Origin of the sequence: Kosakonia sp., assembly GCF_032052965.1 — a bacterium.
Classification (GTDB): domain Bacteria; phylum Pseudomonadota; class Gammaproteobacteria; order Enterobacterales; family Enterobacteriaceae; genus Kosakonia.
The window spans coordinates 513,049-536,701 of record NZ_DAMBVN010000001.1; the positions used below are offsets into that span (position 1 = coordinate 513,049).

At 55.1% G+C, this 23,653-nt stretch carries 20 protein-coding genes and 1 pseudogene; 4 read left to right on the top strand and 17 right to left on the bottom strand.

The features are described from left to right. Nucleotides 1-7 precede the first annotated feature (7 nt). A complete protein-coding gene (locus RTX30_RS02400) occupies nt 8-580 on the top strand; it encodes a flavin reductase family protein (RefSeq protein WP_312686427.1) in 573 nt (190 codons plus the stop codon). 16 nt (nt 581-596) lie between these two features. Here the strand turns inward: RTX30_RS02400 and RTX30_RS02405 are convergent, their stop codons facing one another. From RTX30_RS02405 to RTX30_RS02425, 5 genes are all read right to left on the bottom strand, one after another. Further along, on the bottom strand, nt 597-1,532 hold the full coding sequence (locus RTX30_RS02405; protein ID WP_312686429.1) for an alpha/beta hydrolase: 936 nt from the start codon (nt 1,530-1,532) through the stop codon (nt 597-599). A gap of 144 nt (nt 1,533-1,676) precedes the next feature. Then, nucleotides 1,677-1,907, bottom strand: a complete 231-nt coding sequence (pptA, locus tag RTX30_RS02410) for a tautomerase PptA (protein ID WP_312686431.1) — start codon at nt 1,905-1,907, stop codon at nt 1,677-1,679. A gap of 53 nt (nt 1,908-1,960) precedes the next feature. Then, nucleotides 1,961-2,581 carry a glutathione S-transferase family protein gene (locus RTX30_RS02415; protein WP_312686434.1) on the bottom strand — a complete coding sequence of 207 codons (621 nt, stop codon included), beginning with the start codon at nt 2,579-2,581 and terminating at the stop codon, nt 1,961-1,963. Nucleotides 2,582-2,612: 31 nt separating this feature from the next. Continuing rightward, the gene (locus RTX30_RS02420; RefSeq protein WP_312686436.1) at nt 2,613-3,140 is read right to left on the bottom strand and encodes an AAA family ATPase; all 528 of its coding nucleotides are present in this window, start codon (nt 3,138-3,140) and stop codon (nt 2,613-2,615) included. Further along, complete coding sequence (locus RTX30_RS02425) at nt 3,137-4,150, bottom strand: LacI family DNA-binding transcriptional regulator (protein ID WP_312686438.1); 1,014 nt, start codon at nt 4,148-4,150, stop codon at nt 3,137-3,139. The genes RTX30_RS02420 and RTX30_RS02425 overlap by 4 nt, the downstream gene beginning before the upstream one ends. 319 nt (nt 4,151-4,469) lie before the next feature. On the opposite strand from RTX30_RS02425, the gene RTX30_RS02430 reads away from it, so the two are divergent. Continuing rightward, nucleotides 4,470-5,666 carry an L-talarate/galactarate dehydratase gene (locus RTX30_RS02430; RefSeq protein ID WP_312686441.1) on the top strand — a complete coding sequence of 399 codons (1,197 nt, stop codon included), beginning with the start codon at nt 4,470-4,472 and terminating at the stop codon, nt 5,664-5,666. A gap of 83 nt (nt 5,667-5,749) precedes the next feature. Here the strand turns inward: RTX30_RS02430 and RTX30_RS02435 are convergent, their stop codons facing one another. From RTX30_RS02435 to RTX30_RS02465, 7 genes and pseudogenes are all read right to left on the bottom strand, one after another. Next, complete coding sequence (locus RTX30_RS02435; protein WP_312686444.1) at nt 5,750-6,646, bottom strand: transporter substrate-binding domain-containing protein; 897 nt, start codon at nt 6,644-6,646, stop codon at nt 5,750-5,752. A gap of 9 nt (nt 6,647-6,655) precedes the next feature. Further along, on the bottom strand, nt 6,656-7,429 hold the full coding sequence (locus tag RTX30_RS02440; RefSeq protein WP_312686446.1) for an amino acid ABC transporter ATP-binding protein: 774 nt from the start codon (nt 7,427-7,429) through the stop codon (nt 6,656-6,658). After that, nucleotides 7,413-8,336, bottom strand: coding sequence for an amino acid ABC transporter permease (locus tag RTX30_RS02445; RefSeq protein WP_312686448.1), 924 nt, complete (start codon nt 8,334-8,336; stop codon nt 7,413-7,415). The genes RTX30_RS02440 and RTX30_RS02445 overlap by 17 nt, the downstream gene beginning before the upstream one ends. A gap of 9 nt (nt 8,337-8,345) precedes the next feature. Beyond that, nucleotides 8,346-8,855 (bottom strand): GNAT family N-acetyltransferase, encoded by a 510-nt coding sequence (locus RTX30_RS02450; protein ID WP_312686449.1) that lies wholly within the window; start codon nt 8,853-8,855, stop codon nt 8,346-8,348. 10 nt (nt 8,856-8,865) lie between these two features. Then, a pseudogene (locus RTX30_RS02455) lies at nt 8,866-11,131 on the bottom strand (NtaA/DmoA family FMN-dependent monooxygenase). 65 nt (nt 11,132-11,196) lie between these two features. Beyond that, nucleotides 11,197-12,318, bottom strand: a complete 1,122-nt coding sequence (locus RTX30_RS02460) for an amidohydrolase (RefSeq protein ID WP_312686450.1) — start codon at nt 12,316-12,318, stop codon at nt 11,197-11,199. After that, entirely contained in the window at nt 12,315-13,331 is a 1,017-nt protein-coding gene (locus RTX30_RS02465) for an MsnO8 family LLM class oxidoreductase (protein ID WP_312686452.1), read from the bottom strand. The genes RTX30_RS02460 and RTX30_RS02465 overlap by 4 nt, the downstream gene beginning before the upstream one ends. A 461-nt stretch (nt 13,332-13,792) precedes the next feature. Here RTX30_RS02465 and ansP point away from each other — a divergent pair, with 461 nt between their 5' ends. Beyond that, nucleotides 13,793-15,289 carry an L-asparagine permease gene (ansP, locus tag RTX30_RS02470; protein ID WP_312686455.1) on the top strand — a complete coding sequence of 499 codons (1,497 nt, stop codon included), beginning with the start codon at nt 13,793-13,795 and terminating at the stop codon, nt 15,287-15,289. Nucleotides 15,290-15,534: 245 nt separating this feature from the next. On the opposite strand, the gene RTX30_RS02475 is transcribed toward ansP, so the two are convergent. Then, nucleotides 15,535-16,596, bottom strand: a complete 1,062-nt coding sequence (locus RTX30_RS02475; protein WP_312686457.1) for a YncE family protein — start codon at nt 16,594-16,596, stop codon at nt 15,535-15,537. A 263-nt stretch (nt 16,597-16,859) separates the two neighbouring features. Here RTX30_RS02475 and pqqU point away from each other — a divergent pair, with 263 nt between their 5' ends. Then, on the top strand, nt 16,860-18,974 hold the full coding sequence (gene pqqU / locus RTX30_RS02480; protein WP_312686459.1) for a TonB-dependent receptor PqqU: 2,115 nt from the start codon (nt 16,860-16,862) through the stop codon (nt 18,972-18,974). Between the two features lie 44 nt (nt 18,975-19,018). Here pqqU and RTX30_RS02485 read toward each other — a convergent pair whose 3' ends face one another. From RTX30_RS02485 to RTX30_RS02500, 4 genes are all read right to left on the bottom strand, one after another. Further along, a complete protein-coding gene (locus RTX30_RS02485; protein WP_312686461.1) occupies nt 19,019-19,348 on the bottom strand; it encodes a DUF6694 family lipoprotein in 330 nt (109 codons plus the stop codon). A 213-nt stretch (nt 19,349-19,561) separates the two neighbouring features. Then, nucleotides 19,562-21,496, bottom strand: a complete 1,935-nt coding sequence (locus RTX30_RS02490) for a methyl-accepting chemotaxis protein (RefSeq protein WP_312686463.1) — start codon at nt 21,494-21,496, stop codon at nt 19,562-19,564. Between the two features lie 193 nt (nt 21,497-21,689). After that, on the bottom strand, nt 21,690-22,346 hold the full coding sequence (locus tag RTX30_RS02495) for a GntR family transcriptional regulator (protein WP_312686464.1): 657 nt from the start codon (nt 22,344-22,346) through the stop codon (nt 21,690-21,692). Nucleotides 22,347-22,600: 254 nt separating this feature from the next. Then, nucleotides 22,601-23,638 (bottom strand): NADP-dependent oxidoreductase, encoded by a 1,038-nt coding sequence (locus RTX30_RS02500; protein WP_312686818.1) that lies wholly within the window; start codon nt 23,636-23,638, stop codon nt 22,601-22,603. Nucleotides 23,639-23,653 lie beyond the last annotated feature (15 nt).

Consider the following 23,653-nt stretch of genomic DNA (forward strand, 5'->3'; position numbering starts at 1 on the left):
AGCCGCTATGAGTCATTTTCGTCCTGTTGCATTGGAACATGCCAGTCGTCTGCTGAATCACGGGCCGACTGTGCTCATTACCAGCCGCGATGATCAGATTGACCGCCGCAATGTGATGGCGGCGGCGTGGTCGATGCCGGTGGAGTTTTCCCCGCCCCGCATAGCTATCGTTGTGGATAAAAGCGCCTGGTCGCGCGAACTGATCGAGCGCAGCGGTATGTTTGGCATTGTGGTGCCGGGAGTGGCTGCCGCTAACTGGAGCTATGCGGTTGGCAGCATTACCGGGCGTGATGAAGATAAATTTAACTGTTATGGCATTCCTGCGTTTGCCGGGCCGGTGCTTGGGTTGCCGGTCATTGAAGAGAAATGTCTTGCCTGGATGGAGTGTCGCTTGTTGCCGCCCACCGCCGCTCAGGAGAAATACGATACGCTGTTTGGCGAAGTGGTGTCGGCCGCCGCCGATGAGCGGGCGTTTATTAACGGGCGCTGGCATTTTGACAATGACAACCTGAACACCCTGCACCATCTCGGCGGCGGCAACTTTGTCACCAGCGGCAGGCGTCTGACCGCAGGTGAATAACCCATAGATGTGGGCGTTAGTCCGCTAGCGCTTCTATCCAGTTCATCGCCAGTTCCGGCCAGAGCCGGGCTGGCTTGTCTTTCACTCCGCGAATGCCAAAACCGTGCTGTCCCTGACTGAACAGGTGCAGTTCGGTCTGTACCTGGTGCGCGTGCAGCGCGTTAAACATCACCAGCGAATTCTCTACCGGTACCGAAGGATCGTCGACCGCATGCAATAAAAAGGTCGGCGGCGTTTGTGCCGTCACATTCAGCTCGGGTGAATAGTGCCTGATCTGTTCTGGGGTCGGCGCCGCGCCAATCAGCGCAGTGCGTGATCCGGCATGCGCAATGGTTTTGTCCATAGAGATCACCGGGTAGCCAAGGATGACGAAATCGGGCCGTGCGCTTTGTTGATCAATCGCATCCTGAGCGGGATAAACAGTTTCGTCATAGCGCGTTTCAAGACTGGCGGCGACATGCCCTCCCGCGGAGAACCCCATTACACCGACTTTGCGCGGGTTGACCTGCCACTCTGCAGCGCGAGCGCGCAGCGTACGCAGCGCGCGTTGTGCATCTGCCAGCGGCGCATTTGCCCCCTCTGTATGGCCATCTTCCGGCATGCGATAAGTCATCACGAACAGTGTGTAGCCCCGATCGTTGAACGGTTTCGCCAGATCGCTCCCCTCTTTATCCAGCACTACGCGTTTGTAAGAGCCACCCGGCGTGACCAGCAATGCAATGCCATTTGCGTGTTGCGGTCGGTAAACGGTAATTTGCGGCGCGCGGATCCCGGTTACGGCGCGATCATGTTCCGCAGGATCTTTACTCCGTTCAAGGAGGGTAAAACTGACCGGGCTATTTTTAGCTCCGGGTGCCTCTCCGCCAGGCCAGACGGGAAAGCTGGTCGGGGCGGCGTGAGCGTGGCTTGCAAACAGTAAGGCAACGGCGAAAAGCGTCGGTAACGGGTTCATAGGCATCTCCAGAATGAAAATGCCTGTTTATCATTTGCCCGTTAAATGAAAATCGAGCTTCGCCACAAAACGGTGTTTCAATTTAATTGAAAATATCAGTATGCGACGATGACATGCATAACGGCGTCGTCCGTGTGCTGAGGGTTACATACTGTAGCCCGGTTTCTTAATCAGTTGCGCCATATGCGGAGCGATGTCGGTATCCCAGACCTGGGTTTGCCACTCTTCCGGGGCTACCGGGGTGAGCGCGACACTGATCGAACTCTCTTTACTGTTCAAATGGCGTATGATCACGTCCGTGATCTCCGTTGCGAGAGCCGTTTTTTGTTCGTCATTTAAGTCGCGGGGAAAACATTTGATATCAATGTGCGGCATAGCCAACTCCTTGTGTGAAGAGACGTTACAGTAACACAGCCGCCCGGCGCGACTTATCCAATAATGTCGTTACTGCGCAGCACGTTTTGCAGTTCCGGCAAAGCGCAAACCACATCAGCAATGGCGCTGATCTTTGGTGTGTTCTCCTGAAACCACTGGTGACGTGGGCCCCAGGTACGCATGACACAGAGATAGATATCCAGCAGTGTGATTTCCTTACCCAGGGCATACGGCGAGGCCTGAAGCTGACTTTCCAGCCAGAGATACAGCGACTTGCGATAACTCATGCAGCTTTCGCGTAACTGGTCAGGTGCATCTGGCGTCCAGCGTTCCGGGTAGTCGGCATAAGTAAATGTCGGGTAGACGTTTGCCACCAGCCAGACCAGTAATCGCCAGAACTGCTGGCGCTCCGGCGTGCCAGCTGCGGGAGCAAGATCGGGACGGGTGTCCAGGATCATCAGCGCCACCGCTGCAGATTCCGTCATGACACTGCCATCGTCCAGTTGCAAGGTGGGTACCTGACCCAGCGGGTTGAGTTTAAGCAGTGCGTCCCGCTGAGGGCCGGGTTGATCAAAACCGTCGACGTTGCGAAACCGATACGGAATGTTTGCCAGCGTCAGCATTACTTCACTGATTGCCGATCCCCAGCCGGGGACGCCATAAACCGTTAACATAAGGACTCCTGGGTAAGGATGAACCCTAAGTTTAGGTCAGGGAGGCAAGAAAGGCATCTGCCTGCTGCGGACTGGTAATGCGAACGAAACGCAGATGCTGATAACGTGGATCGGCCATGTCCTGCGCATAGCGCTGGCGGTTTTTGCGCCAGGTTTTCAGCATCCACAGGATAATTGACTCCCGGCTGAAAAAAACCCGACGCAGGCTCTCCCGGTTACCGGTATTTGGCCATAGCTCCCGGCGACTACGGGCGCGGTCAATGGCTCTTAGCGTTACCTGGCGCAAGGTGCGCCAGAACCCGTAATCTACCCACACCACAATATCGACATGGCGCCATTTAATGTCGCGGCTGCGGTTATAGTTGCCATCCAGCACCCAGCCTGGCTGCGCCAGTAGCGCTTCAAGCCGGGCGTACAGCTCGTCGTCTGGCGTGCCCTGCCAGTTGGGCCGCCAGTAGAGCAGATCCATTTCGATATATGGCACGTTCAACTGGCTGGCAAGACGCTTCGCCAGTGTCGATTTACCGCTGCCGCTGGTGCCAATCACATTAATTCTCACGCCGAGTCCCTTTCGATAAAATGAAAACCGATATCGACAATTTCGTCGTCGATACTGAGCCCTTCTATACGGTCTGCCAGCATGGTAGCCGCGCGCTGCCCAATAATTTGCCGGTCAACGCTGACGGTGGTGATAGCGGGTTGATTCCCGGCGGCAAAATCGAGATCGCCAAAACCAATCACTGCGACATCCTGCGGCACCCGCAACCCGCGAGACTGCGCTTCAATAATGGCTCCCTGCGCGAGGGTGTCTGAACTGCAGACAATCACGTCAAACTCACCCAGCGCAAGTAATTGCGCCAGCCCTTCGCGACCCGAGGTAAAGCGCGCGGGGAGTGCGACATCAACAGTCTGCGGCTCAGTAAGACCGTTGCGCGCCAGCGTTTCGCAGAGGCCCTGTTTACGCTGCGCGGCACGTCTGTCTACCGTCCATAACAATCCCGGCCGGCGGTAGCCTTTACGCAATACGTAATCCGCTGTGGCCTGGCCGACTTTTTCATGGGAGAACCCGACCAGCATATCCAGTGGCGTGGGGGTGAGATCCCAAATCTCTACCACCGGGATACTGGCGTTCAGGATCACCTTTTTCAGGTCGGTCGAATGGTGAATACCGGTCAGCACAATGCCATCGGGACGGCGTGATAAGAGCGCCGCCACCAGCTCAGCCTCTGTCTGCTGTGTGTAACCGGCCACGCATAACAGCATATGGTAACCGCGAACTGCCAGCTGATCGCTGATGGCCTGAATGGTATCGACAAACATATTGTTATTGATTTGCGGCACCACCACGGCAATCAGTCTGCTGCGGCGGGAGGCCAATCCGCCAGCTAATGCATTCGGGATATAACCGGTGGCTTTGACGGCGGCGAGCACCTTTTCCACGGTTTTGGGACGCACCTGTTGCGGCGTGTTAAGCGCCCGACTTACAGTCATTGAAGAGAGCCCCGCCGCCCGGGCGACATCTTCGAGTGTTGGCGCACGCGGCGGAACAGGACGGGATGATTTCGACATGATCACTCACAAGGTTTGAACAGGCTTTTCATATTCGTAGCCACTCTGTTTGTATTATACCCCTTTCTTCTGACATTGCCTCTCTGGTCGCTAAATCAGTGAGTTAGCGCCATATTTTGCCTGTTGATGTTAGCGATATCATTTATGCTGTTGTTTTAGCTGCCTGAAGCTAATAACGTGACAGCAATAACAATTAACCCCACGGCATGCTCAATATTTGTGATCGCCTGTGCATAATTAGCGCAGAGCTCTGGTCAGGATCTGTCGCTGATCCTACAAATGTTAGCGCAATCATTTATTCTGCTATCAGGAGCCAACGATGGGTGTCAGTGCCAATTCCAATGCTGTAAGTTATGCAAAAACCGCAGGGGTAAAAACCGCTGCCGAAACCGGTGACCGTATTGCATGGGTGAAACTCTCCCTCGCCTTCCTGCCGCTTGCTACCCCGGTCAGTGATGCAAAAGTGCTGACCGGGCGGCAGAAGCCACTGACAGAGGTGGCGATTATTATTGCGGAAATCCGCAGCCGCGATGGATTTGACGGTATCGGTTTCAGCTACTCAAAACGTGCCGGGGGCCAGGGAATTTATGCCCATGCCAAAGAAATCGCCGACAATCTGCTGGGTGAAGATCCGAACGATATCGACAAGATTTACACCAAACTGCTGTGGGCGGGAGCGTCCGTCGGACGAAGCGGCATGGCTGTACAGGCCATCTCCCCTTTCGATATTGCCCTGTGGGATATGAAAGCCAAACGCGCCGGGTTACCGCTGGCAAAACTGTTAGGGTCACACCGTGATTCCGTTCAGTGCTACAACACCTCCGGTGGTTTCTTGCATACCCCGCTCGATCAGGTGCTCAAAAATGTGGTGATCTCGCGTGAGAACGGCATCGGCGGGATTAAACTCAAAGTCGGCCAACCGGACACCAAAGAGGATATCCGCCGGCTGACGGCGGTGCGCGAAGCGCTGGGCGATAACTTCCCGCTTATGGTGGATGCAAACCAGCAATGGGATCGCGAAACCGCCATACGCATGGGGCGCCAGATGGAGAAATTTAACCTGGTCTGGATTGAAGAGCCGCTGGATGCCTATGACGTTGAAGGCCATGCGCAACTGGCCTCGGCGCTGGATACGCCCATTGCAACCGGCGAAATGTTGACCAGTTTCCGGGAGCATGAACAGTTGATCCTGGGGAATGCAAGCGACGTCGTCCAGCCTGACGCCCCCCGCGTAGGGGGCATAACCCCCTTCCTCAACATTATGGATCTGGCAGCGAAACATGGCCGTAAACTGGCCCCACATTTTGCCATGGAGGTGCATTTGCACTTGTCGGCGGCCTATCCATTGGAGCCGTGGCTGGAGCACTTCGAATGGCTGAACCCGCTGTTTAATGAACAGCTGGAACTGCGTGATGGCCGGATGTATGTCTCTGATCGCCATGGTCTGGGGTTCACCCTGAGTGAACAGGCTCGCGCCTGGACGCAGGCAAGCTGTGAATTTGGCCTGCGTCCGTAACCCCGCATTTTTTGCTCACACAGGCGCTGGCAAGGCGGAACGCGGTTTCGTAACGCCACGCCCGTCGAAACCGCATTATTTGTTTAGTCGTAGGTGATCCCCGGTGGATTCACCTGCGACTGTGTCACCGCTTCCCCCTGCTCTCCCCAGCGCGCCAGCACCTGCTGATACTCGCCGCGGGCAATCGCACCATTCAGCGCGGCTTGTAAGGCATAAACCAGGCCATTGCCTTTTTTGGTGGTGGTCGCCACCCAGGCTTTCTTCGGCCCTAACCCAACCACTTTGGTGGCCCCGTTGAGCGCCGCTTTATACGCTGCCACCGATTGCGGGCCAAACACCACATCGGCTCGCCCGGACTGGATATACAGGTTGCCGGAGGCATCGTCAGTCAGGTAAATCGGCTGTGCAGGTTGACGCCCTGCGGCACGGTTCTCCTCATTCCAGCGCAGCAGAATACGTTCCTGATTCGTACCGGAGCCGACTATCACTTTTTTCCCCGCCAGATCCTGCGCGCTGTGGATGGCTGCGACAGGACGGGTGGACTTGACCGAAAAGGCCAGCGAGTCTGCGCGGTAAGTGGCAAAATCAAACTTCTCTTTACGCGCTTCGGTGACCGCAATGTTCACCAGCGCGACATCGTAACGCCCCGAGGTAATGCCGAGCGGCCAGTCCTCCCAGGCAGTGGGAACCAGTTTCAGTTTTAACCCCAGGCTTTGTGCTAACAGGTGAGCGATATCCGGATCGCTGCCAATGCGTGTGCGATTATCGCTGGCCAGTAACGCCAGCGGCGGGGAATTCAATGCTGAGATCGCCACAGTCAATGTTCCCGGCTCTACGAAACGGTAACCCGGTGGGATTTTGGCAATGGCCGCCGCATCTTGCTGCACCGCCAGCGGGTGTTCATTGGCTTTCAAATCAATCTGCCCGGCAGCAAAACAGCCGGTACTTAGCAGCAGTAGCCCCAGTAATCCCTGTTTCATGATGGCTCCTTACAAGACCTTAGATAAAAACTGACGTGTGCGCGGATGTTGCGGATTATTCAGAACCGCGTCACTGCTGCCCTGCTCGACGATCCTGCCGTCGACCATAAACACCACCTGATCCGCCACTTCTCGGGCAAACCCGATCTCATGCGTGACCACGACCAGCGTTGAGCCGGCCCGCGCCAGCTTTTTAATCACATCCAGTACTTCGCCGACCAGTTCCGGATCCAGCGCCGAGGTGGGTTCATCAAATAACATCACCCGCGGGCGCAGCGACAGTGCGCGGGCGATGGCGATACGTTGCTGTTGCCCCCCGGAGAGATGTCGCGACCAGGCATCGGCTTTATTACGCAGGCCAACCACATCCAGCAGTTGCCAGGCCTGTTCAATCGCCTCTTTGCGCCGCATTTTTTTATGGGCGATGGGCCCCTCAATCAGGTTTTCCAGCACGGTCAAATGCGGAAAGAGATTGAAATTCTGAAAGACAAAACCGACATTGGCCCGCTGGCGCAGGATCTCCTTCTCTTTCAGTTCATACAGCTTGTCGCCCTGTAACCGATAGCCGATGTACTCGCCATCAATGCGGATAAACCCTTCGTCGACACGGTCCAGATGATTAATGGTGCGCAGCAACGTGGATTTTCCCGAACCTGACGGGCCGAGGATCACCGTGACTGACCCCGGTGGGATCTCCAGCGACACCGCATCCAGAGCTTTATGGCGGCCAAAGTATTTACTGACGCCAGTAATGGAAATATGACCATTAAGTGAGGTTGGCATGCACAGGCTCCTGAGTTTGCGTGACACGCGACGGGGAAGAAATGCGCACCCGCGAAGGGTTAATGGCTGAACGGCGTTCGCTGCGTGCCAGCCAGCGCTCAACCAGATACTGGATCGCAGACAGCACGCTCGTGATCACCAGGTACCAGACTGCGCCCACCATGAGCAGCGGGATCACTTCCTGCGTGCGGTTGTAGATCATCTGGATGGTGTAGAACAGCTCCGGCATCGCCAGCACATAGACCATCGCCGTGCCCTTGGCGAGACTGATTATTTCGTTAAAGCCGGACGGTAAAATGGTGCGCAGCGCCTGGGGCAAAATAATGCGCAATGTGCGACGCCATGCCGGAAGCCCCAGCGCGGCGGCGGCTTCATACTGACCGTGGTCGACGCCGAGAAAGCCCCCGCGAATGATCTCTGCGGTATAGGCGCTTTGCACCAGCGTCAGCCCGACAGCCGCCGTTGAAAACTGCCCCAGCACATTAATCGTTTCATAGCTTGCCCACTCGATGCCGGTAAACGGAATGCCCAACGACAGCCGGTCATACAGATAGGAAAAGTTATATAAAATGATCAGCACCACAATGAGCGGCAGCGAGCGGAACAACCAGATATACCCCCAGGCCAGGCTGCTGAGTAGCCAGGATGATGACAGCCTTGCCAGTGCCAGCAGACCGCCAAAGAAAACACTCAGTACGGTGCCTAACAACGTGAGCAACAGGGTTTGCCCCAGCCCTTCGAGGATCACCGGGTCGAAAAACCAGCGGGCAAACACCGCCCATTCCCAGCGCGGATTAAAGGCCACCGACTGCACAATTGCCGCCAGCACAAACAGGGCGACCACCGCGCCAATCGTCCGTAGCGGGTAGCGTGCGGGCACCACTTTTACCGTTTCTGTCGTTTTCATGCTCACTCCTCAGGCAGTTTTACTCAGGGTGTCGACCGTCAGCACTTTGGTAAAACGCAGCCGTCCATCAAACGGCGGCTGGCTGAACACTTCCGGATCGCGGTGGATATCAAACTGCGGCTGATACCCCTGGCTCAGGTAGAGCCGCACAGCTTCCGGCTGACGAAAACCGGTCGTCAGGTAAAGCTGGCTGTACCCCGCCCGTTGCGCACGGCGTTCAAGTTCGCGGACAATCCGCGCCGCCAGCCCCTGCTGGCGCAGTGAGGGGTGCGTCCAGATACGTTTGATTTCAGCGGTTTTGTCATCGAAGGGCTTGTACGCGCCGGTGGCGATAATTTCGCCGTCACGCTCCAGTACAATAAACAGCCCTTGCGGGGCTAAATACCACTCGGTTAATTCGACCTCGGCATGCCGAGAAAAATAGTCACCGTAGCGTGCGGCATAGTCCGCGAACAGGCCCTGGAGGATGGGCTGTAATTCGGGCGCGTCGGGGGACACATCACGGAATTTTTCGCTCATGGCCTTCTCCTTAATCGCCCAGTCCTGGCGGGTTGATTTCTGACGTCGGGATACGTTCAACCCCCTCGCCCCAGCGATTGAGCACGCTGTCGTAATCACCGTTTTTGATCGCACCGTTGAGTGCCGTTTGCACCGGCTGCGCCAGCCCACTGCCTTTACGCAGCGTGACGGCAATGTGCGCCGCTTTTGGCCAGCCGCCGTCGACGCTGCCGACAAGCCGGGTTTTGCCAGTCAGGGCGGCTTTCCATGCGCCAATCACATTGGGGCCAAAAAAGGCATCAGCGCGGCCAGATTGCAGCGCCAGGGTTTGGGCCGCGTCATCTTTGGTGTAGACAGGAGTAAACGGCTGCAGGCCCTTTTTCAGGTTTTCGGCATTCCATGCCAGTAAAATCGCCTCCTGATTTGTGCCGGAACCCACAATAATGCGCAGCCCGGCAATGTCTTCCGCTTTGTCGATCGTTTTTAGCGGACTTGAAGACTTAACGTAGAAACCGAGGGAATCTTTTCGGTAAGTGGCAAAATCAAACCTCGCTTTGCGCTCTTTGGTGACGGTGATATTGCTGATTGCGGCATCGTATTTACCGGAGGTCACGCCAAGCGGCCAGTCCTCCCAGGAGGTGGGTACCACGTTCAGCTCCAGCCCCAGGCTGCTGGCAACCAGTCGAGCAATGTCGACCTCGCTGCCAAGCAGGGTTTTGTTGTCATCGGCAAAAACCGTCAACGGCGGGGAGTTCAGCGCGGCCACGGCGACGGTGAGCTTTCCGGGCACCACAAAATGATAATCCTTCGGCAACTGCGCGATCGCATCGGCATTTTTCGGCGTCGTGATCGGCTGTTTATTGGCTTCCAGACTGACGCCGGTGCCATTAATGTTGACCTCGTTGGCCCAGACTTGCGGTATCAGTGCCAGCATGACTGCCAGCAACAAAGGCGTTCTCTGCATCGTGTTCCCTCTTCTTTTATTGGGCGGAGTACGGATTGGCGGGTAACGGCAGACCTAAGCTCTCGCGTAGCGTGGTGCCGGGGTACTCCTTGCGAAACAGTCCGCGCGCCTGCAACAGCGGAACGACTTTTTCAACAAAGCGTGGGAGGGTATCCGGGGTGCCGCCCTGGATGATAAAACCGTCCGCCGCATGGTTCTCGAACCACTGCTGCAAACCGTCGGCGACATGTTGGGGTGTGCCGGAAAAACGTGGCCGCGGCGAAGCACTCTCAAGGGCGACCTGACGCAATGTCAGCCGGCGCTCGCGGGCATTGCGCTTAATTTCATCGGTGGTACTACGGAAACTGTTTTGCCCTAAGTCACCGAGATCCGGAAATGGCGCATCCAGCGGGTACTGGCTGAAGTCGTGATGTTCGAAATAGCGACCGAGGTAGTTAAGCGCATCGCTAATCGACACCAGCGCGGCAGTGGTCTGATACTGCTGCTCTGCGTCCTCTTCGTTGTCGCCGACAATGACGTTCACGCCTTGGAAAATGTGCAGTTCATCATGGCCACGGCCATATTTCTCCAGTTGGGTTTTGACATCACGATAAAAGTTTTTCGCCTCTTCCAGCGTATCCTGGTGAGTAAAAATGGCATCAGCATGGCGTGCCGCCAACTGTTTACCGTCGTCCGATGCCCCGGCCTGGAAAATAATGGGGCGACCCTGCGGTGTACGACCAATATTTAATGGCCCGGCAACCTGAAAAAAATCACCGTGATGATTAAGGGGGTGTAATTTTGCCGGGTCAAAAAATTGCCCGCTCTCTTTATTACGCACAAATGCATCTTCTTCCCATGAATTCCATAACCCTTTCACCACCTCAAGATATTCATCAGCAATGCGATAACGCAGCGCATGATCCGGGTGTTGGGCTCGGGAAAAATTCCTGGCCGATCCTTCCAGTGGCGATGTCACTACGTTCCAGCCTGCCCGGCCCTGGCTGAGGTGATCGAGGCTGGCGAACTGGCGCGCGACAGTAAAGGGTTCGCTGTATGAGGTGGACAGTGTGCCCACCAGTCCCAAATGACGGGTCACGCTGGCCAGTGCCGATAAGACGGTAATGGGTTCAAAGCGATTTAAAAAATGCGGGATCGACTTTTCATTAATATAAAGACCGTCGGCAACAAATAAGAAGTCCAGCTTTCCCTGTTCGGCAATTCGCGCGGTTTGCTGAACAAAGTCAAAGTTAATACTGGCATCGGCAACAGCCGCCGGATGACGCCATGCGGACATATTTCCCGAGGCGCCATGTAATATCGTGCCAAGCCGTAATTGTCGTGTGGTAGACATAATCGATCCTCGTTTTCAGGCAACAGGTGGCCCGGGGCCACCGCCCCAGGCAGAAAAATTTCACATCAGGATTGAAGCAGCGCTTTTTCTGCGAGCCGCGCAAAATAGCGCGCCGCCTCTTCAAGTAAATTCTCGTCAGGGTCAAACGCCGGATGGTGCAAGCCGTACTGGCTGTCACTGCCGATACTGACAAAAGCGCCGGGGATCTGCTGCAAATAGACGGCAAAATCCTCACCGCCCATATGCAGATCGGCCTCTTCAGTTCGATAACCCTGCTCGTCGGCGACTTCGCGGGCAAAAGTGGCCCAGCGCGCAGGGTTAATCAGCGCCGACGGACCCTCATACCAGGTGACTGCAATGTCTGCTGCAAAGGCCTGCGCCAGCCCGGCAGCAATCTCATTTACGCGGCGTTTCACCTGGTCGCGCACGGCAGGCTGGTGCGTGCGTAGCGTCCCTTCCAGTTCGACGTGTTCCGGCAGTACGTTCCAGGTATTGCCGCCCTGAATGCGCGTGACGCTAAGCACCACCGATTCCAGCGTGTTGACATTGCGGCTGGCGATGCTTTGCAGCGCGACCACCAACTGGCTGGCCAGCAGGATCGCGTCACTCCCTTCGTGGGGACGCGCCGCATGAGCGCCTTTTCCAGTGACCTTCAGCGCAAAACGATCAACGTTGGCATAAAACGCTCCGCTGCGGGTGGCAAACGCGCCGACCGGCAATCCGGGTTCGTTGTGCATGCCAAAAATAGCGCTCACCCCGTCCAGTGCTCCCGCCTGAATCATACGCTGCGCGCCGCCGAAGCTCTCCTCCGCGGGCTGGAACAGGATGCGCACCCGCCCTGCCAGATGCTGCTCTTTCTCTTTCAGCAACAGCGCCGCACCGAGCATGACGCTGGTGTGTATATCGTGACCGCAGGCATGCATGACGCCGGGATGACGCGAGGCGAAAGGCACATCGGTGACCTCATGAATGGGCAGCGCATCGATATCCGCCCGCAGCGCGATGATTTTTTCGCCGCGACCCACTTCGGCCACAACGCCTGTCGGCAGCGAAAGGGGTAACAGGCGCAAACCGGCGTTTTCCAGCCAGTGACGAACGCGGCGGGTGGTTTCGAACTCCTGCAGCGAGAGTTCCGGGTACTGGTGCAATTCACGTCGCCAGTCGATCAGCTGTTCGGCAAAACTCATCCCGCAACCTCCTGTGTGGCCTGTGCCTGAGTCACGGCTTCGGCCAACAGGCGTAACGAAGTCAGCCGTGCGACACCCTCGGCAATGGGCGTATCGATAATGAATTCATCAATGGCAAAACGTTGATGTAAGGCATCCAGCCCGGCCAGCACGCTTTCCGGCGTACCGGCAATCAGCGAGGGTTCACGCCGGGTAATACGTACCGCCGGGCTACCTGCCTGGCGGGCAAAGGCGTGCCCCTGAGCTTCACTGGCTACGCTGACGCGCTGGCCGTTTGCCAGTTCCACACCCCAGATTTCCACCTGCTGTGCCAGTGCGTCGGCCTGCGCCTGGGTAGCAGCGACGATCACCTGCACTGCGACCAGGGTGTCACGCTGGCTTTGTTGTCGCCATTGCGTGACAACGTCACCTAAAAGGGCCTGATCGCCATTCAGATGCGCCGCAAAAACAAACTCCCAGTCCAGTTTTGCCGCCAGCGCCGCGCTCTCGCGGCTGGCTCCGAGCAAAAATCGCTCTGCGGGCTGTGGTGGCAATGGGGTTGCCAGGACCGTCTCCTCCGCGCTGTCATCTTTGCCAGGTGTTAGCCAGGTATCCAGTTGCGCGAGTTGATCGGCAAAACTGCCCTTCTCTTCGCTGCGCAGGCCTTGCTGCAATGCTCGTGTCGACAGCGGTAAACCGCCAGGCGCTTTACCTACGCCGAGATCAACACGCCCCGGAGCAATGGTCGCCAGCAGATTAAAATTTTCCGCCACTTTGTAGGGGCTGTAGTGTTGCAGCATGACGCCGCCGGACCCAACGCGAATGCGCCGGGTTTGGCCAAGGATCCAGGCGATGACCAGTTCCGGCGACGGGCTGGCCAGTTGCGCAGTGTTGTGGTGTTCGGCTATCCAGAAGCGGTGATAACCCCAGATTTCAGCCCGCTGCGCCAGTTGCAGCGTGCGGTGAAGGGCATCTTGCGCGGTTTCGTGTTCCGCGATGGGACTTTTATCCAGCAGACTCAGACGGTAAGACATGCAGCACACCCGTGTTGGTAAACAGGCGTTCATTATTAGGACGCGAGGAATTTGCTGTGAAACAATTAATTTACATTTAATAAGCAAAAAACTTGCAAAGTAAGCCCACAGAGAGGTTATGGTCATTACAAACCCTTATCAATCAAGCGGACGACTGTTCTGATTTGTTAAAATTCGTTCTGTCGCTCACGGTTATTTCTGTTGCATTTTTCGACGTTCTGAATCAGTTACACTGCCCGACTGCAGTGACCTCACAATTTCCACTAATAGTCGCGCCCTTTCTGGTGGGTATGTTTTGCGTCATTAATCGATTGCGGTTACGATGCTGCGCCATGTTTTGTCTTATCCATCACGAAGAATCACTGGAAAGACAGGGCGTTTACCCAACGGGGCAATCGTTTGGTTAGCCAATCCGTGGGTTGAGGAACTCAGCAAGGTTCAGACAGGTGAACAGGTAAACAATGAAAACAGACAACAACCACGCTGCCGATCATCACGCGGCAAAACGACGCTGGCTCAACTCTCATGAAGAGGGTTACAACCGGGCGATGGGGAATCGACAAGTACAGATGATCGCCATTGGCGGCGCCATCGGTACCGGCTTATTCCTGGGCGCAGGTGCCCGATTGCAGATGGCGGGGCCGTCGCTGGCTATCGTCTATCTGGTCTGCGGTATCTTCTCCTTCTTTATTCTCCGCGCGCTGGGTGAACTGGTGTTACACCGTCCGTCCAGCGGCAGTTTTGTCTCCTATGCCCGCGAATTCCTCGGCGAAAAAGCCGCTTTTGTCGCAGGCTGGATGTACTTCGTTAACTGGGCCATGACCGGGATAGTCGATATCACCGCCGTAGCCCTTTATATGCATTACTGGGGGGCGTTTGGCGACGTACCTCAGTGGGTCTTCGCGCTCGGCGCGCTGGCGATTGTCGGTACCATGAACATGATCGGTGTGAAATGGTTTGCCGAAATGGAGTTCTGGTTTGCACTGGTTAAGGTGCTGGCGATCGTGGTGTTCCTGGTGGTCGGTACCATTTTCCTTGGTACCGGCAAACCGCTGGACGGCGGCACGACCGGCTTCCATCTGATCACCGATAATGGCGGTTTCTTCCCGCACGGTTTGCTGCCTGCGCTGGTTCTGGTGCAGGGCGTGGTATTCGCCTTTGCGTCTATCGAACTGGTAGGAACAGCGGCGGGCGAGTGTAAAGATCCACAGACTATGGTGCCCAAGGCGATTAACAGCGTTATCTGGCGTATCGGCCTGTTTTATGTGGGCTCTGTGGTGCTGCTGGTTCTGCTGCTGCCGTGGAACGCCTACCAGGCGGGGCAAAGTCCGTTTGTGACGTTCTTCTCCAAACTGGGTGTGCCGTATATTGGTGACATCATGAATATGGTGGTGCTGACCGCTGCGCTCTCCAGCCTGAACTCCGGTCTTTACAGCACCGGGCGTATTCTGCGCTCCATGTCGATGGGCGGTTCTGCGCCGAAATTCATGTCGAGAATGAGTCGCCACCATGTGCCTTATGCAGGCATTCTGGTGACCATCGCTGTTTATGTCGTGGGCGTGTTCCTGAACTATCTGGTGCCGTCGCAGGTATTTGAGATTGTGCTTAACGTGGCTTCACTGGGGATTATCGCTTCCTGGGGCTTTATCGTGGTGTGCCAGATGCGTCTGCGTAAAGCCATTAAAGAAGGTCGCGTGCCGGATGTCAGTTTCAAACTGCCGGGTGCGCCGGTAACCTCATGGCTGACGCTGCTGTTTTTATTGAGCGTGCTGGTGCTGATGGCATTCGACTACCCGAATGGCACTTACACGATTGGCTCTATCCCGCTGATCGCGATTCTGCTGGTTGCTGGCTGGTACGGGGTACGGAACCGCGTACAGGCCATTCATAGCACGGCGCCGGTCGATCCGAACGCGCAGCAGCCTGCGCCGCTGGTTGAAAAAACCTCGCGTCCATAAAAAAAGCGCCGACGGGCGCTTAATGTGACTGGCCTGCCTTTTACGCAGGCCTTTTTTATGCCTGCGCTTTCCAGTGTTGCCAGGCGGCAGTAACTGCCGGGGCAATCAACCCGTCATTTCCCCAGCTATTTTCCACGTGATAAACACCGGGCAACCCGTTTGCCAGCAGGCGTTCGTCGTCGTCAACATAGCTATCGATTCCTTAATAAAAAAGCTCCCCGCAGGGAGCTTAAACGAACAGGTTTTTACAGCGCAATGCGGATCACGTCATCCGGCTGGGTGGCCTCTTTCTCACGCGAGGAGGCCTGTTTCACGCTAACGAATAATGTTTTGCCATCGGCCGAGAGCGCAAGGCTGTTCGGGTGTGTAGGCGTGTCGAAGGTTTTCACAACCTTGTAGGTTTTGCCGTCAATAACGCTGACTTTCCCTGCCTGACGATGGGTTACGTAGAGTTCATTACGGACCGGGTTAAACAACACGGCCAGCGATTCTGGCGCGCTGATTTTTTCCAGAACCTGACCATTACGCGTATCGACCACCAGCACTTCTGCTGCTTTTGAATCAGTGACAAACGCGCGATGACCCGCGGTGTCCAGGCTCAGATTAAGGTAGAAATGTTCTTTGCCGTCATCCTGCAGTTTTTTACGATCGATAATGTTGTTCGTCGCGGTATCAATGGTGATCAGCTCACCGTCACCGTTGGTGGTGTAGAGGCGTTTTGCAGCGCTATCGATGGCCAGCCCGGTGCTGTAAGTGCCCGTGTTGGTGAGGGTGGTTTTCAGCTTCATCGCCGCCCCGTCGACCACCCAGACGACACTCTCTTTACCGACGCCCGTGACGTAAACCGTATTGGTGTTTTCATCAACCACCAGTTCGCGTGGGCTCAGCGGTTTGACTGTTTCGGAACGCTGGCGCGCATCCAGCACGACACGCCCTTTTATCTCACCCGTTTTAGCGTCGATGGCGGTGATCGCGCCGTTCGTGGTGTTGCCGAACCATAACGTTTGCGTACGGCTGTTTAATGTGGCGCCATAGGGTTTCAGATCGCTATGAATGGCCTGGGTGATGTTCAGCGTTGCCGGGTCGAGACGGTAAACTACCCCACCCTTGTCGGTTTTGCGGCTTTGCGCAGTGGCAAGCCAGAGCGCATTTTCCTGCTGGCTGAAAGCCATTTCATAAGCGCCTTTGCCAACCGCTTTGCGCAGCATCTCTTCGGCAGCATGTGTGGTAAATGACCCCGCCAGCAGCAGTGAACCGAGGACCAGAGAATGCCGCAGGCGCGGCGAGCATAAATGACGTAAAGACATGACGACTCCCTTTGTTCAACACGTTGTTTATTTTTCACATGCATCCAGTGCACGAAGCGCCAGCTTCGCTTGTTGTTATGGTGAGAATAATAATCATTAATGACTGCAAAGTGGAGGATTAAATGTGTGCCGGAGCCGATGCGCCACGCTTTGCTACACTCAGTGTTAACGTAATGTGCCCTTAATGTTTTCAATATCTTTACATAACCTTTAACATATCCGCGTTATGTTCCATTTTGTGCGTTTTTTAACCTGGTTCCTTCATGAATATTATTTCCGTCTCTCGCCTCACCTTACCCGTGATGCTACTCCCGGTGATTTTACCGACACTGGCGCTTGCCGCAGACAATGAACAAACCCTGATCGTGACGGCGACGCCGACGACAGTTTCTGAGCTCGATACCCCCGCCGCCGTCAGCGTGGTGCAGGGTGACGATATTCGCCAGGCGACACCGCGTGTCAATCTTTCTGAAACTTTGGGGAGTGTGCCTGGGTTACAGGTGCAAAACCGGCAAAACTATGCGCAGGATTTGCAGCTCTCGATCCGTGGATTCGGTTCGCGCTCCACGTATGGCGTGCGGGGTATCCGCATGTATGTGGACGGCATTCCCGCCACCATGCCGGATGGCCAGGGGCAGACGTCGAATATCGATCTGAACAGTGTTGAAAGCATTGAGGTGTTACGCGGCCCCTTCTCCGCGCTGTACGGCAATGCATCCGGCGGTGTGGTAAATGTCACCACGCAAACCGGGCGCGAACCTGGCACTGTGGAAGCCAGCAGCTATTACGGAAGTTTTGGCAGCTGGCGTTATGGCCTGAAGGCCACTGGCGCGATGGGGGATGGCACGCACGCAGGCGATGTGGATTACACCGCTTCCACCACCCGATTTGTCACCCATGGCTACCGCGATCGCAGCGGTGCGCGCAAGAACCTTGCCAACGCTAAACTGGGCGTGCGCATTAATGACGCCAGCAAGCTGAGCCTGATTTTTAACAGCGTTGATATCAAGGCCAACGATGCCGGAGGGTTAACCCGCAGCGAATGGCAGGACAATCCGCGTCAGTCACCCCGTGCGGAACAGTACGACACACGTAAAACCATTAAACAAACGCAGGCGGGTGTGCGCTATGAGCGACAGCTCAGTGAGCAGGACGATCTCAGCGTAATGATGTACGCCGGAGAGCGTGAAACCACCCAGTATCAGTCTATTCCCCGCGGGCCACAGCTCAATGCCAAACATGCGGGGGGGGTGATCGACCTGACACGCCATTATCAGGGGATTGATACCCGCTGGACGCATCGCGGCGAGTTGGGTATTCCGGTGACGTTTACCGGAGGGCTTAACTACGAAAACATGAGTGAGCAGCGCAAAGGGTATGAAAACTTTGTGATGAAGGGTTCAACGCCGGTGTATGGCCAGGAAGGGAATTTGCGCCGCAATGAACGTAACCTGATGTGGAACCTCGATCCCTACCTGCAAACGTCCTGGCAGTTAACCGATAAGCTGACGCTGGATGCGGGCGTGCGCTATAGCTCGGTATGGTTTGATTCCAATGATCACTATATTACGGCGCAAAATGGTGATGACAGCGGCGAAGCGAATTACCACAAATGGTTGCCGGCCGGGTCACTGAAATATGCCGTGACCGATGCGTCGAATGTCTATATTGCCGCCGGGCGGGGCTTTGAAACGCCGACCATCAATGAACTGTCGTACCGTTCCGACGGGCAAAGTGGGCTCAATTTTGCGCTGAAACCGTCTACCAATGACACGGTAGAGATCGGTAATAAAACCCGTATAGGTAATGGGCTTCTGACGGCGGCCCTGTTCCGTACCGACACTGATAATGAAATTGTGACGGATGCCAGCAGCGGGGGGCGCACGACTTATAAAAACGCGGGTAAAACGCGTCGGCAGGGCGCGGAGTTATCGCTTGATCAGCAATTTGCCGGCAACTGGCGGGCAAAAGTGGCGTGGACATATCTGGATGCGACCTACCGCAGCGAGGTGTGTAGCGACAGCCACTGCCAGGGTAATCGTATGCCGGGCATTGCCCGGAATATGGGCTTTGCTTCCCTCGGCTGGATCCCGGAACAAGGGTGGTACGCCGGCGCGGATGTGCGTTATATGAGCGACATTATGGCGGATGACGAGAACACCGCTAAAGCGCCCTCTTATACCGTGACCGGGCTGAACACAGGCTATAAATTTAGTTATGGCAACTGGTTAGTCGATGTATTTGGGCGAGTCGACAACGTGTTTGATCGTCAGTATGTCGGTTCGGTGATTGTGAATGAGTCGAATGGGCGCTACTACGAACCCGCCCCTGGGCGTAATTATGGCGTGGGTCTTTCTGTGGCCTGGCAGTTCGAGTAATCAAGTCGTGATCACCCGCCATAAGGCGGGTGATGCCATGCAGCCTACTGTGCTGCGCGCTCTTTTCTGATTTTGTCTGCATAGGCGATGATCTCTTCTCCTGTCTTGCCGGTGAGATCGCCTTTCATTTTTTCTTCCAGTTGCGCGGTATTCTGATTCGCACCCGCCTGCATCAGATCTTTAAGGTTCAGGCGGCTGAGCACAATCACTTGCAGCGCATCGTCATAGGCTGCGCGTTTCGCTTCAGGCAATGACTCTCTGACCTTCTGAATGGAGGTTTTCATGCTGGCTTCACTGGAGGTATCAATGGTGGGCTGGCTATCACAGCCACTCAGAATTAAGGCGAACGTCATTGCAACGGCAAACTTTTTCATAAAAATCCCTGTTAAAAGAAGTGCTTGTTCAGATAAATCCTAACCTGCCTGCGAAATATATGGAAGCATTCAGGCACAATTAATCATGATTCGCCGCCTGGTTACATCGCGTTATTTATTCTCCGTTAGTGCCGGGGTGTGAATAACGCCAGCAGCCTGCGAAGAATAAAAAGCCCGGAAGCAAGCTTCCAGGCTGATGAGTTTCCCGCTGAATCAGAATGCCGTCCAGCCCTCGTCGTGAGTCGCTGTTTCATTTTTCGTTTTCGGCATCGGTTTAACCGGCGGTTTGCCCGCTGGCGCGGCCGGTTTCGCTTTTGCGTTGCCTTGTTCGAGACGGAAAGTTGCCACCAGTTCTTCTAGCAGGCGGGCCTGCTCTTCCAGTGAACCCGCAGCAGAAGAGGATTCGCTGACCAGCGAGGCGTTTTGCTGCGTGGTGCTGTCCAGTTCGCCAACGGCGCGGGCAATCTGCTCAATACCCCGGCTCTGCTCTTCCGAGGCAGAGGAGATTTCCCCCATGATGTCGTTTACCCGGGTGACCGACTGCACCACCTGATCCATGGTTTCCCCGGCTTTCGCCACCAGCTCACTGCCAGTATTGATGCGAGAGACAGATTCGCTGATCAACTGCTCAATATCTTTTGCCGCCTGCGAACTGCGCTGCGACAAGCTGCGCACTTCGCTGGCGACAACGGCAAAACCGCGCCCCTGCTCCCCTGCCCGTGCGGCTTCTACGGCGGCGTTCAGTGCCAGGATATTGGTCTGGAAAGCGATGCTGTTAATTACTGCGGTAATATCGGCAATTTTGTTAGAACTGCTGTGAATATCACCCATTGTGTCGACAACTTCCCGCATCACGCTACCGCCTTCGCTGGCGGTCTTCGAGGCCTGCGCCGCCAGGCTACGGGCATTGCGGGCGTTATCGGCGTTGTTTTTCACCGTGGCGGTTAACTGTTCCATGCTGGCAGCCGTTTCTACCACAGCCGCGGCTTGCTGTTCGGTGCGTGAAGAGAGATCGGTATTGCCTTCGGCGATTTCGGTAGCCGCACGGGATACCTGCGTTACGCTGTTGCGTACTTCATAGATCATATCGCGCAGCGTGTCGTTCATCCGCCCCATTGCCCCGGTCAACTGACCGAGTTCATCGGTGCTCTGCGCACGAATTGTCGAACTGAGATCGCCGCTGGCGATCCGCTCAGCCAGCGCCAGGTTGCGATCAATTGGCCGGGTGATTTGACGAATGACCCACCACGATACCAGGATGCCAATCAAAATGGCGATGATGCCAATCATTGCTGCAATGGTACTGGAGGTATACGCCAGCTCATCATTGTGCGCTTTTACCAGCGAAATGATCTGTTTAAGCGACGCGCTGCTATTGTCGCCACCCACTTTGACTTTGTCTTCGGCGGCTTTCAGCGCCTGCCATGCGGTAAAGTAATTAACACTCAGATCGCGGTACCTGACCGTGTCGCCCCATAAAGCTTGCAGTGGCGCTTGCAGCTCTCCCGGCAACTGAGTGACCAGCGCCTGCACGCTGGTTTGCGTTTGTGTGAAACGACTATCCAGCGCATCGCGCGCTTCTTTTGTCGGGCTGTAACGCACAACCAGCGCCGCATCACGCACGGCGCTAATGGCAAAAAGTTGTTCGTAGACCTGCGTCATCAGCGTTGTGTCGGCCGCCGGGGTACGAATAAGGGCAGTGTAGCGTGAAGAGAGGTCACTGGCGGCGAGCTTATCGAGCGAATCACGCACGGTGCGGATATCACCGCTGGCCTTCTTCATCTCGCTAATGCTGTTTTGGAAGTTATCAAGGTGGTCGGCAACATCCCTGATGATCTGTTTTTCCTGGGCGGACCACGACAGGTTGTCTGCGCTGGCGGTTAATTCAGACGCGTGACGGACATAATTCGACATCACCTCACCGGATTTGTCATCACCATACAAATATTTCAGGCGGTTAATTTTCGCCTGAAAGACTTCAATATTGATGTTGTACATCAGGTTGGTTTTTTCATAGACATCGCGGATTTCTTTAAAACGCAACACACTGAGAACGGTGGCGATGGCGACAAGAAACAGGACCAGACCAAACCCCACGGACAGCTTTCTACTGATTTTTATATTGCTTAACCTCTGGCTAAAAAACATTCCGGACTCCTTGCTGAATACCAAATGTTAGCGCCTGACTGCGCTAACAAATGTTATCGGCAAGGACATTCGGTATTTCAGCGTTAAGCGGGTCTTATCAGTGAAAAACGTGACGCAGATGCTCCCCATTCGCAAATTTTTGCCGGGGAGCACATATGTTAGCGATTAAAAAATTACTCGCCTGAATGGTTTTTTAGCGGTGGAATTGTTTATTGATAATGGTAGCGCCCTCATCAATGGCGCGCCAGAGCGCCCTTTCGCTGGCGAAACCATCCCCCTCTTCCAGCGCGGCCAGCAAATCGCTGTAATCGTGCCCGCGGGTTAAATCCTCTGACGTGGGGTAAAGGTAATTAAAACATGGACCAATACGCACCCATAATTGTTCAATTAACGCCGTCAGGGTCGGCATACCGGCCTGCTGATAAATGCTAAAGCGAAACGCGCGGTTGGCCTGCAACGTTTGTTCGGTATGACCACTTTTCAGCGCTTCATGAAAAGATTCGGCCAGAATACGCAACTCCCTGATTTTATCCTTGGTCATATTCTGGCTGGCGGCGCGTGCTGCCATACCTTCAAGGTTTTTGCGTATTTGGTTAATTTCGTTATAACGTTCGAGACTCACTTCCGGAACCAGGAAAGCCTGAGCAGGCGTTGCGTGAAGTGCGCCTGCGGAGACCAGGCGCAGTAACGCTTCACGTACTGGGGTAATGCTGGTGCCTAATTGATCGGCGATTTCTTTGGTGATCAGGCGGGCACCGGGTTTCAGCGCACCAATGATAAGCGCATTTTTCAGGCTGGCCTCGACTTGCATAGTCAGGCTTGTCCGTTGCGCTTTTTCCAAATCAAGCATGTTTGTATCCTGTATGAATTCTTATTTGTTTTCAGCCTGGTAGCGTGTCCGTAATCTCAACCGCAAAGAATATATTATATAAACACATGCCTGGTATTGGATTGTCGCGTAAAAGTAGAACAAATGTTATTTATTGTGCACAACTACCAGGAACTGCCTTCACAAGGTCATCGTTCCTTATGCTTGTATAATTAAAGACGTTTTTCAAAAATTTGCACAATTAAAAATGGCGGTTTTTTACCGCCATCGTTTACTTAGCTTTCAGGCCCGATTTGAACCACAACTTTACCGAAATTTTTACCGGCTAACAGGCCAAAGAAAGCGTCTGGTGCATTCTCCAGTCCTTCAGTAACCTGTTCACGATAGTGGATTTTTCCGGCGGACAGCCACTCGCCCATCTGCTGCTGGAATTCATTAATGCGATAACCATAATCCTGGTTAATAATAAACCCTTGCAATCGAATTCTTTTTTTCAGCAGCGTAGCCATTAATAGCGGAATACGATCTGGCCCGTCAGGAAGTTCGGTTGAATTATAACCACTCACCAGGCCGCAAAGTGGAATTCTCGCCGCAGTATTTAATAAAGGAAGCACAGCATCAAATACTTTGCCACCCACATTCTCAAAATAAATATCGATTCCCTGTGGGCAGGCGGACTTCAATTGATCGGCAAAATCGTCCGCATGGTGATCAATACAGGCATCGAAGCCCAGCACATCCACAGCATGACGACATTTCTCGCTGCCACCGGCGACACCGACCACGCGACAACCTTTGATTTTGCCAATTTGCCCAACCGTTGCGCCAACCGGCCCGGTTGCAGCGGCCACCACCAGCGTTTCGCCCTCTTTCGGTTGACCAATGTCCAGCAGCCCCATAAATGCAGTGAAGCCCGGCATGCCAAGAATGCCCAGCGCCCATGAAGGGTGTTGCGGATCGGTACCCAGTTTGACCAGCCCTGCGCCGTCAGAAATCTCGTAATCCTGCCAGCCGCTAAAACCGAGTACCCAGTCGCCTTCGGCAAAATTAGGATGCAGCGATTTCACCACCCGGCTGACCGTGCCGCCACACATTACTTCGCCAATTTGCACTGGCGGAGAATACGAGGGCGCGTCGCTCATGCGTCCACGCATATAGGGATCTAAAGACAGGAACACGGTGCGCAGCAGCAACTGGCCTTCTCCGGGGATGGCAAGGTCACTCTCTTCAAGGCGGAAATTTTCTGCGACCGGTGCGCCGTGAGGTCGGGAAGCCAGCACCCAACGACGATTACGATTGGATTGTTGATTCATCATGCTCTCCTCTGC